General features: G+C 76.3%; 4 protein-coding genes and 1 pseudogene. 1 reads left to right on the forward strand and 4 read right to left on the reverse strand.

Annotation, left to right across the window (positions count from 1 at the left end):
• The 4 genes and pseudogenes from GTQ99_RS18370 to GTQ99_RS18385 form a co-directional block, all read right to left on the reverse strand.
• A pseudogene (locus GTQ99_RS18370) lies at nucleotides 1-302 on the reverse strand (Lsr2 family DNA-binding protein); the annotation flags it as partial.
• Nucleotides 303-496: 194 nt separating this feature from the next.
• Nucleotides 497-946: a hypothetical protein gene (locus GTQ99_RS18375; protein WP_166617169.1), complete on the reverse strand. Its 450-nt coding sequence runs from the start codon at nucleotides 944-946 to the stop codon at nucleotides 497-499.
• A 296-nt stretch (nucleotides 947-1,242) separates the two neighbouring features.
• The gene (locus GTQ99_RS18380) at nucleotides 1,243-2,523 is read right to left on the reverse strand and encodes a hypothetical protein (protein ID WP_166617170.1); all 1,281 of its coding nucleotides are present in this window, start codon (nucleotides 2,521-2,523) and stop codon (nucleotides 1,243-1,245) included.
• Nucleotides 2,524-2,554: 31 nt separating this feature from the next.
• On the reverse strand, nucleotides 2,555-3,910 hold the full coding sequence (locus GTQ99_RS18385; protein WP_166617171.1) for a hypothetical protein: 1,356 nt from the start codon (nucleotides 3,908-3,910) through the stop codon (nucleotides 2,555-2,557).
• Between the two features lie 230 nt (nucleotides 3,911-4,140).
• Between GTQ99_RS18385 and GTQ99_RS18390 the strand changes: the two genes are divergently transcribed.
• A partial coding sequence (locus GTQ99_RS18390; protein ID WP_166617172.1) for a hypothetical protein occupies nucleotides 4,141-6,320 on the forward strand: 2,180 nt, incomplete at its 3' end.

Consider the following 6,320-nt stretch of genomic DNA (forward strand, 5'->3'; position numbering starts at 1 on the left):
CCCGCCGCCCGGCCCGCGCTCTTCCCCCCCGCGGCCTTCGAGCCGCCGCGCGCGGGCCGGGCGGCGGGTTTCCCGGCCGCCTCGGCGGTTCCGGCGGCCGCCGTCAGCGCGGCGGGCAGTTCCTCCCAGCTGAGGCTGACCGGTGGGCGGGAGGTGGAGGGGTTCCACTCGACACCCCGGGAGCTGATGCTCAGCACGCCGTAGCGGCGGCCGTTGCGGCGGACGGGCACCTCCACCGGGCGGGAGCCGACGCTCAGCTCGGCGGGGATGTTCAGCGAGAGCGCGTGCTGGGAGGTGGCCATGGAGTGCTCCGGTTCTCGTGCTCGCCGCGACGTCGCAGCGCACGGGATCGATCGCGGGACGGGGGAACTGCTGGGATCAGTGAACGCGCGGCGATCAGCGGGTGCAAGCGGTACCGGGGAACCGACCGGCGCTGCGCTCCGCGAACAGCACCGGTTCGGGAGCGCTCACGCGGGTGGGCGCCGCGGGCAGGCGCTCAGGAGTCCACGCGCAGACCCGTCAGCCGCCAGTCGGTCTTGACCTCGCCCACCCCGTGCCCGTGCTGGACCAGCAGCGTCCGCAGCTCCAGCAGCAGCCCGTACTCCCAGTCCGGCCGCGCGACCCGTTCGCTGAACGTGGCGGAGCTGGGCGCCGACCGGTCCGGCTCGATCGAGTCGCCCCCGAAGGAGGACCCGGCGGCGGCCACGTGCTCGACGGAGACGCTCACGCTCACCGCGCCGTCGGCGGTGGGCAGCACCGACCAGCGCCGCTGCGCCCGCCAGCCGTCGGCGACGCCCTGGTGGGGGTCCAGGCCGCCCACGTGGCCGGCGACCAGCTGCTCGACCTCCAGGCGCAGCCGGCGCCGCTTCCACAGCACGGCCAGGCGCTGGGCGCTCGCCCTCGGCGCCCGCAGCAGCGCCGCCTGACGCACACGATCGATGGCCACCGGGCGTCCTCCTCGCGTCGATCCTCGGCGATGGGCTCGAGGGTAGGCCCGTTCGGCCGGACCGCGTGCTGGAAGCCCAGCCGCACCGGGGGCAGCCGGGCGCGGAACCCGCCCGAGAACCCACCGCCCGCCAACCCACCGGGGGAGAACCCGTCGCCCGAGAACCCGCCGGGTGAGGACCCGCCGGTCGCCGGGCACGCGCGAGCGAGCGCCGCACCCGCCGGGTCCTCCGGCCGGTGCAGCGCTCGCGAGCCCGAGCCGCCCGGTGCGCCGCGACGCACCGGGCGGCGGGGCCCTCACCCGGGGGCCGGTGCGGCCGGGAAGCGCCGCGTGAGCACGCCCGTCCACGCGACGACCTGCATCCCGGGGCGGGACAGGGTCGTCCCGTCCCAGCCCACGTCACCGGTCAGGGCGAACGGGCCCAGCCCGACGGCGCCGAGCTCCTGCTGGGCGCCGGCGGCCGCCGCACCGTCCGCGCCGCTCCACTCACCGCTGATGCGCAGGTCCCGCACGACCAGCATCCGGGTGGTGACGACCCCGATGAGGCCGGGGTTGTCGGCGGGTGTCCCGGTGGAGACGGCGGCCTCGGGGAAGCCGGGCATGCTCCAGCCGGGCTGGTCGAACACCTCCGGGTGCCACCAGGGCCGGTCGATGTCCACGACCTTGTAGGAGAACGAGAACGACACCCCGCCGCCCGGCGGCTGCGCGGGCGTCTCCTCGAGCACCGCGTCGATGGCGCGCGACTCCAGCAGGGCGTCCTTCAGGCGCAGCGGCACCACGGGAGCGCCGTCCTCCCCGATCATCCTCTTGCGCCCACCCAGCTGGCGGAAGGAACCCGTGCGGGTACCGACCTCGACGCCAGCGTGGACGGCGGTGCGCGCCTCCGAGGCCTGCAGCAGCGCAGCAGCCCGGGGGACGGCGCCCAGCCGGCGCCCCGAGGTGGGCTCGACGACCGGTTGAGCCAGCTCCAGCGCCCGCAGCGACGTCATCGACAACTTGCCCCCCGTCATGAGGCGGACGGTCGGGCTGGTGGCCTCCAAGCCCCGCGGCAGGCGCTTCCACGCCAGTCGCGGGACGACCGGTGGTGCCTGGAAGACCGGCGGCAGCGGCGCCGGCGGCTGCTGCGGCCCGACCGTGAAGGAGACCTGCCCCCAGCCGCCGTCCTGCCACCACGTGGAGGGGGAGGCGTTGGCGGGGCGGTACAGGTCACCCGGTGTGCTGCTGGCCCTGACCATCAGCTCCAGGTCCGCCCGCGCGTCGGAGAGGAGCAGGCTCGCCGCGGTCGCCGACGGCGAGTCGGGGACGACGGTGGCGTTGCGCAGGACCATCATCGCCAGGTCGTCCAGCCGCCGCCCGGAGTCGACGTACGTCGCCGCCGGCACGGGGATCGGGTTGACCAGGTCGGAGAACGCCTCGGCGGAGACGGCCGAGTCCGCGCTGAAGTCGGCCGGGTCGAGGTCCTTGCCCGCCGGCTCCACCAGCAGGAGCACGCCGGTGCCCGCGGGGGTGCCCGCCGGAGCAAGCAGGCCGGCCAGCTGGGAGTACAGCTGCCGGCCGGGCAGCCCGTCCTCGCTCACGACGCGCCTGCCCGTCGAGGCTCGTGGCCGTTCACGGCTTCGGCGGGCACAGGGGCACCTTCGTGCACGCCACCCCGATCACCTGGATGTCGGGGATCCGGAAGCCGTTGGCGATGGCCTGCGCGCGGTAGGTGTCCTGGGTGCTGCTGTGCGAGTAGTTGCCGGAGACCGAGAACGGTCCGTACCCCACCGACAGGGACCCGGAGGTGGCGCTGGCGATGTGGTCGGAGTCGGTGCGTCCCCACGTGCCGGTGACCTCGACGTCGCGGACGATGACCAGCGCGGAGGGGATCCGCGCCATCAGACCGCCGCCGGCACCGTCGGAGACCACCCCGCGCCCACCCAGGCTGCCCAGGTCGTAGTTGGGCAGGGAGAAGACGGTGGCGTCCATCCAGGGCCGGGTGATCGGGCAGACCCGCCAGCGGAACTTGATGCTGATGTCCTTGGTCTCGGTGTCCAGGTGCTCGCGGCTCTCGCTGCGCTCGACACCGCCGCCGAAGCTCCACAACCCCAGGTTGAGGCCGGCCGAGGCGCCCCAGCTGGTCGACTCCGTGCTGTGGTTGCTGCTGAAGTCGCTGGAGCGGAAGGTGAACTCCGGCCAGGTGAAGGCGTCGGCGCCCGCCCAGTCGGAGGGCTGGATGCGGCTGCGCAGGATCGGCTGGCTCTCGGTCTCGACGGTGAACTGGTAGGCGTTCAGGAGCCACTGCGCCTGCTCGAAGACGCGGGCGACCTGGCTCTCGTTGAGGGTGGCCAGCTGGGCGTTCGCCGCCGCGACCTGGTCGCGACCGGAGGATCCCCAGTCCTGCCAGGCGCGGCGCACCTTGGAGACGGCGGTGGGCCCGGTCAGCGGCCACACCCGGCGCAGGTTCTCGTCGCCCATCGCCGCCGCCCAGGTGCCGATGTAGGTGGTGTAGGCGTCGGTGTAGGCGTCGTAGGCCTTCTTCTCCGCGTCGGCCAGCTGGGTCGGCTTCATGAACGCCCGGCCCTCGTCGTCCTTGCCCTCCTCGCGCAGCACCGCGACCGCGCGGGCCCGCGCCGCCTCGATCTCGGCGCTGGGGGGCGGCTCGGTGACGTGGACCAGCTGGACGAGGTTGGAGTAGACCTGCGAGACCCTGCGCAGGGTGGGCGACCACGTCGGGCCGGGGCCGGGGACGTCGTCGACGAGGGAGGCGATGTTGGCGGTGGACTCCTGCGAGCCGGAGGTGTTGCCCGGCGACCAGGGGTTGCGGTAGTCGGCGCCGTTGAGCACGAGCCCCCGCTGCGCCATCAGGAAGGCGGTGGTGCTGGTGTCGAAGGCGCTGGGCAGGCCCAGACCCGGGTCGGCGCCGGTGACGACCTGCAGCATCTTGTCGTACAGGGAGAGGGCGATGTTCTCGTCCATCGACATGGTGTTCCTCCTCTGAGGCGGTGCCGCCGGTCGGCACGCTCGCTCGCCGTACAGAGCGGGAACCCGGCGGGTTGATACCTCCCCCGCCGCCGGCGGGGGGCTACTCGGCTCCACCGCGGGCTCGGCGGCGGGTGCGCGGGCATCCCCGCGGGCATTCCCGCGGGCAGCACCAGCGGGCATCATGGCTGCGACGGCGCGCGGGCCTCCCCCGCGCCCGACGGGAGGCTGCGATGGCGCAGGACGAGACGGCACCCGGCGGTGCCCGGGCCCTGCCCGCCCTCGGCGCGCCGGACGGGCGCTACCTGGGCACCACCGGCCGCTGGTGGGTGGAGCTGCGCGTCGACGCCGCAGCGGGGGGCCTGCTCAGCGCCGACCTGCACACCACGCGCGCCGACGGTCGCGTGCACCGCCTCAGCGGGCGCGGCAGCGGCCGCCCGCCGGTGGGCCGGCGCGGCACCCGGTGGCCGGTCCGCTGGGTCGACGGCGACGGCGCCGGTCACGACGGGTGGATCGCCGTGGCCGCCGTCGACGACGTGCCCGGCAGCGCGCTGCTGCGCGCGCACGTGGCGGACGGCGGTGGGGAGGGGACGACGATCGCGGCCCGGCTCGTGCGCGCCGGCGCCCCGGTGCGCCAGCTGGGTCTGGAGGTGGAGGTCGAGGCCGGTGTGCAGGCGCCGCGGCGGGTGGTCGTCGACGGCGAGCACCTGGACGTCGAGGAGTGCCTGCGCCGCGCGGGCTTCGAGGTCTCCTCGATCGGCGTGCCCGGCCCCGTCACCGCCCCGCCGGGCGGGCGCTGGAGCACCGTCGACGCGCTGGAGCGGCTGGGCGGGTTGCACGCGGCGATGACCGCCGGCGCGCAGGCCGACCTGGACGCCACCGCGTGGGAGGCGCACCTGCTGCTGCTCTCGCGCTCGGACCGCCCGGGCCTGCTGGGGCTGATGTTCGACCTGGAGGGCCCGCTGCCGCGGCAGGGCGCGGCCGTCTTCGTCGACGAGGTGCGCGCCGGCTCCGAGGGCGCCGACGCCGAGCGCCGCCTCCTGCAGGTCCTGGTGCACGAGGTCGGTCACGTGCTGAACCTGCCGCACCGCTTCGCGGTGGGGCGCTGGGGATCGACCTCGTTCATGAACTACGACTGGTGCTACCGGGGCGGCCGCCGCGCCGCGGAGTTCCAGCGGGACTTCGACTGGTCCTTCGACGACGACGAGCTGGCGTTCCTGCACCACGGGGCGCGGGAGGCCGTCGTGCCCGGTGGCGCGCCCTTCGGCACGGGCACCGACTGGCCCGGCACCGACGGGCCCGGCACGGACCGGCCCGGCACCGACGGGCCCGGCACCGACGGGCCCGGCACGGACACCGCGCACGGCGAGGAGGACGCGCTCGGGGAGGGCGCGCCGGGCCTGTCGCTGTGGCTGACGCACGCGGGCGGAGGCGGACCGCTCGTGGTCGCCGAGGGTTCGCCGGTGTTCCTGGAGGTGTCCCTGGCCAACACCGGCGACGGCGACGTGGCCGTCCCCCGGCAGGCCCTGGACGTCAAGGGCGGCCTCCTGGAGGTCCTCGTCGGCCCGGCCGGGGGCGCGGCGCAGGCGTTCGCGCCGATCGTCCGCCGCTGCTACGCCGTCGACGACGACCGCGTCCTGCGGCTGCGTCCCGGCGAGTCGCTGCACGAGAACCTCAACCTCACCCTGGGCTCCGCCGGTGAGCCGTTCGCGGCACCGGGCCGCTGGCGGGTGCGCCCGCTGCTGCACCTGCCGAGCGGCGCGGCGCACGCACCGGGCACCCTCGTGCGCGGGGAGGACCTGGAGGTCGACGTCGAGGAGCCCTCGGGCGAGGCGGCGGGCAGGCTGACCGGGCTGGCGCGGCGGCCGGGGGTGCGCACCGCCCTCGCGCTGGGCGCGGCGGGCGGGCGCGAGGAGGTGCGCCGCGCGGTGCAGGCGTGCGCCGACGGCCCGGCACCCGGTGCGCTGGTGGCGGCCGCGCAGCGGGTGCGGGGGCTGGAGCTCGCCCGCGCCGCCGGCGACCGCACGCGCGGTGGAGCCCGGCAGCGCGCGGCGGGCGCCTCCCGCGAGGACCTCGAGGAGGCCCGCGCCCGGCTGCAGGAGGCCCTGGACAGCGGGGGGCGGGTGTTCGACCCGCACACCCGCGAGCACACCCGCCGCCTGGCCGCCGCCTGCGGCGAGGCGGCCGGTGGTGCGCCCGCACCGCGCGCGGTCGTCGAGCTCGGCACCGAGGACGGTGGCGTCCTGCTGTGCCCCGGGGCACCGCTGGGCGACCGCTCCGGGTTCGCCCGGCGGGTCCTGGTCCGCCTCACCGGGCTGCCGGCGCAGCTGCCGCAGGGGTGGGTGGACGGGTGGGCGGACGCGGGGCGGCTGCGCGCCGCGGTGGTCGTCGCCGGCCCGGACGGGCTGAGCGA

Origin of the sequence: Kineococcus vitellinus, assembly GCF_009906315.1 — a bacterium.
In the GTDB taxonomy this organism is placed as follows: Bacteria; Actinomycetota; Actinomycetes; order Actinomycetales; family Kineococcaceae; genus Kineococcus; species Kineococcus vitellinus.